The 4,369-nt window shown below is 34.5% G+C and carries 4 protein-coding genes; 3 read left to right on the plus strand and 1 reads right to left on the minus strand.

Annotated features, from left to right (window positions below):
* Positions 1-261: IS3 family transposase (locus PQ474_RS25555; RefSeq protein WP_273848395.1), on the plus strand; the 261-nt coding region annotated here is incomplete at its 5' end.
* Positions 262-575: 314 nt separating this feature from the next.
* Positions 576-1,136 carry a hypothetical protein gene (locus PQ474_RS25560; RefSeq protein WP_273848396.1) on the plus strand — a complete coding sequence of 187 codons (561 nt, stop codon included), beginning with the start codon at positions 576-578 and terminating at the stop codon, positions 1,134-1,136.
* Between the two features lie 280 nt (positions 1,137-1,416).
* Here the strand turns inward: PQ474_RS25560 and PQ474_RS25565 are convergent, their stop codons facing one another.
* Positions 1,417-2,868, minus strand: a complete 1,452-nt coding sequence (locus PQ474_RS25565) for a PQQ-dependent sugar dehydrogenase (protein ID WP_273848397.1) — start codon at positions 2,866-2,868, stop codon at positions 1,417-1,419.
* 317 nt (positions 2,869-3,185) lie between these two features.
* Between PQ474_RS25565 and PQ474_RS25570 the strand changes: the two genes are divergently transcribed.
* Positions 3,186-3,974, plus strand: a complete 789-nt coding sequence (locus PQ474_RS25570; protein ID WP_273848398.1) for a DUF2935 domain-containing protein — start codon at positions 3,186-3,188, stop codon at positions 3,972-3,974.
* Positions 3,975-4,369: the final 395 nt, after the last annotated feature.

The raw sequence follows: 4,369 nt of genomic DNA on the forward strand, positions 1-4,369 counted from the left end.
ATGAGTCGCAAAGGGAACTGTTATGACAATGCATGCATTGAATCGTTTCATGGTGTGATTAAGAAAGAGCTGATTTTTCATGAAAACTATCACACACGACTTCAAGCAAAAAGAAGTATTTTTGAGTATATCGTTAGTTTTTATAATTACAAGAGAATCCATTCAACTATTAATTATCTATCACCGCTCGAATTTGAAAAGCTATATTATGCACGTTTCACAGCAAAAGAGCATCTTAGAAATACCACTAGATCAAGTTAAGGGTTTCCTCCCTTAACTTGATCTAGTGGCTAGCAAGCGGAGCGCGGTAGGAGAAAAAGAAAATCTCAATTCAATGTGTCCATTTTCTTGACATAGTATCACCATTCTTATCCATAAAAGTACATATAGACTTTAAATTCAAATAAAAGTGCATCTCCTTTAGTATTATCGATTAATTTAGAGAGGTTTTTTATTAAGCCTATTTTCATTAAAAAGGATGTTGATGTTTGGATTATTAATAATAGTTCCACCTCTAATAAATGGTAAATATAATGTATGGAAAACATATAAACCATTTAGAATGAGGTGAAAAAGTGTATTTTTTTAAACCTATTTCTGATGAGGTTCGTTTATCTCAAATAATATTCAATAAACATAAAAAAACGATGAAGCTCATATTAGGGTCTATTTTTGCTTGTATTGCTACCATTCTACAGGCTGCTGGTGGCTTTATACCAGGTATGGGATATTTTATAAGTCCGCTTGCCACTGCACCTATTCTGTTATGTTCCATGTTATCCATTCCATTTGGAGTAAAGTCCTATTTTATGACAATTATGTTGTTATTGATCCTACAGCCAACTGAACTAATTGTATTTCCTTTTACAACAGGATTGTTAGGGCTTGGTATAGGTGCATCTTTTTCCTTTTTTAGGAAGAGATTAAGTATTATTGCTACTGGGACAATTCTTTTAATGTTAGGAATAATGAGTCTAATATTTATTTTCCACTTTCCAATTCTAGGTCCAGCCGTCTCTGATTCCTTTTCATTTCTTACTACTATATGTATCTTTTTATTTGCTTTCCTTTATAGCTGGCTATGGGTTGAAATTGCTTTATTCATTTTTAGAAGAATAAAAATGATTATAATTTAGTGATCCTCTAAAACAGCTCAGTTTCAGGAAATTCACCCATTTTTTTCAGGTGATTAATAGATCCCCAAGTCGTTGAGGGCTGCTATATAAAGGTTTACAGGAATCATCTCGGAAACTTATGTAACAGAAAAACAATATTTTGGTGAAATCAAGGTGTTCAACTTTAATACCTGGAAAAATTAACAACCAAGGGTGCCTGATTCCTCCCTTGGTTGTTAATTAGATTAAATTTAATCCATGTAAGAGATGTATCAAGTAAGTAGAATTTTATAGTTATGATTCATGGAACTATTTCAAAAACAGTGCCCTGGTTAAGATCAGTCACATTCATAGAGCCATAAACCCCTAAATATAGTCTGGATTGACCCAGATTCGTTCCCAAACTGGTATAAAAGGCTGATTGAGACCCAAAATTATAATCGATTTGAATCACACTAAAATCATTTTGTTTGCCATCTGGTCTCACTCTGGTATAAGCTAAACCGCCTCTACCCTGAGGTTGAGAATCTTTCCGGGCAAAATCAGTAAACACAACACTTCCTGTTAAACCAGGGATTTGATTCCCCATATAAGGCTGAATTCCTGTAAGTGCAGTTCCTCCAAACTTATCGGGTCGGGGATCTTGATGAAAATAACTAGTTAAAGGCTGAAGACGACTCCCTGAAAGTGCTACTGATTCATTGTAATAAGCAATTGTTTTCTCATCCAAAGACGGATTATTAGTACAGCCTCTCATGGTCGAAGTAGGAAAACAACCTTCCCACCCCCGCCAGCCAAAGTTAATAAATCCTTCTTGGTCAGGCTTAGAATACATTAAAGAAGCTTGAATAAGCTGTGTAACCGGAATGGGTTTATAATGAACAAATGAAAAAATCGACTCGACCCAATCCTGTCCGACATTTCCCGCATATTTAATATACTGATTATTAAACCTTTGAAATGAAATGCCTGGTATATTGCGAACTCCTTTGGTAATTACTGTAAGCGTTTCCTGAATAGGTGCGGGAAGTTCATTAAAACGTGTGACTACGGGTGGATTATTGATAAACGAATTCTTAACTACATCAATTTCAATTATTTTACCGGCGATTTCCATATCATCCTGGCTTAAATTAAATGGATCATAGCCTGATCCGCCATCTCCGGTTGTTAAAATAAGTTTTCCTGTTTCAGGTGAAAAGTTTAAGCTATTGACACCATTATGATTAAAAAATGGTCTTCTTAAATTAAGTAATGTCCGCCGTTTTTGAGGTTGACCATTCGATTGTAAAATCCATTCTTCAACTGTATCTATATGATCATATTGAATTTCTCTATTTATCCATTTTAGGTTTAAGGTTCTCGGATCACACGGATTAGGCTTAAAAAATTCAGGAAGAGTATCACGGCCATCTCTTGCAGCTTCTAAATTTAGAAGAGCACCTGGACCTTGTGTTCCAGCTACTGAATAATGAAGATAAAACAGACCGTTATAATAAAATTCGGGATGAAATGCTAGCCCTAGCAATCCCCGTTCATCATATCCGCCACCAGAAGCAGCTAGTTTTATGACTTGTGGGCGAATATCTAAAAAAGTCCTTATCTCTCCGTTTCCTATGTAATAAATCTCTCCTACCTGGGTTGCAATAAATAATCTTTCAATTGAGTCACCTGGAAGTATAGTTGTTTTCAAAACAGTGGGTAAATTTATCTTACTTACAATGGGCCGTAAACTAACCTTAACTTTTTTCAATTAACTTACACCCCTTCTTATTGTTTTCTTTTATAAGAATATGATTAGAAATGTTCAATAAGTACCAAAATAGGGCCGGGGAATCTCGCATTCCACGACTTTCCGCACCAGCGTAATTAAATTAAAGGAAGCAATGCTTTCATAAAAATAACATCGCTTTCCTAGTTCGACTAAGAAAGCAGTTTAGTGGAAGAAGTTTTAAGTTAGTCATTAAATTGAAATAAAATATATACGTACCATTAAAGGAGTAAATAACGAATTAGTACAAAGTAACACACGTATATATATAAAGGGAGGGTTAAATGAGGAGGGATAATATGGCAAATCCGATAGTTGAGAGGTCATTAGACGAAATCCGATTTTGGTCTAGGATTATGAAAGAACATGCCTTATTTTTAAGCTTGGGTTTTACTTATGAACAGACCCAACTTATCGATGAAGCTCGACAGTTTATTTCATTGTTCGAAAGTATTGAAGAAAGGTTAGCTAGATTTACTGTAAATTCAGATTTACGTCAAATTCAAGCCTTTAATAGTGAGGTTTACCAAGCTGCAGCAGCAATATGGGGCTACAAACGAAAAGTTTTAGGCTTAACTTTAAGTTGCCAAATCCGTCATAACAATTTCCCTTTGTTAGTTGATCATATTAGTAGAGAGGCAGCATATTTTGCTAATCGTTTAAAAGAACTGAATGAAGGGAAGCCTGCCCCAGAACCAGATACTGTGATAGAAGAAAATGTATTTTTCTTAAAAATTATGGCAGACCATGCAAAGTTTATTGGCCATCTTTTAGATCCTTCGGAAAGAAAATTGGTTGAACAGGCAAGAGATTTTAGCCATGATTTCGACCAATTGATGTTTCAAGCGGTTGATTTAGACTCCATGCGTCCTCAATCAGAAACTAAACCAATTTTAAGTCAATTTTTAAATCAAAATAAAGTATCGGTTGCTTCCTTAAGGGATTTCAAGAAAACAGCTAGAGAGTTAATTGAAGCATGTCGTATCAAAAGTAATATTCATCCTCTTTTGGCTGACCATACATTTAGAGAAGCTGAGAGATTTTTAGAAATTATAGATTTATTTGAAGAAAATTTGAAAAGAACATGATTTTCAGCTAACTGGATGCAGTGACTGAATAAGGAGTTGTTGATGCGGCAGCTCTTATTTTGTTAAAGAGGCAGTAATGTTGAAGAAAAATATAATTTCGTATTAGACGGATACTGTGCAGTAAAGATCTTATTTTAGAGGATTTTGCGAAGAAATAAAATTAAACAGGTCAGGTTACTTGAACAAGTCATATATAGATTGCATTTTTGTATTGTAACCTAAGCGGAAAAATATGCTTTTTTAAATTTATGTGGAGCCGTTTAGGATAGAGGAAAACTTAAAATGGCATTCCGTGCTGATACGGAATGCCATTTGCTAAACATTTATCAACTTAATTAAGCCATAAGCAACTCATTTGCACGTTCTTTTTTACCATGCAGACAATAGTATAGGAT

It is taken from the genome of Halalkalibacter alkalisediminis (assembly GCF_028610705.1).
Classification (GTDB): domain Bacteria; phylum Bacillota; class Bacilli; order Bacillales; family Bacillaceae_D; genus Halalkalibacter; species Halalkalibacter alkalisediminis.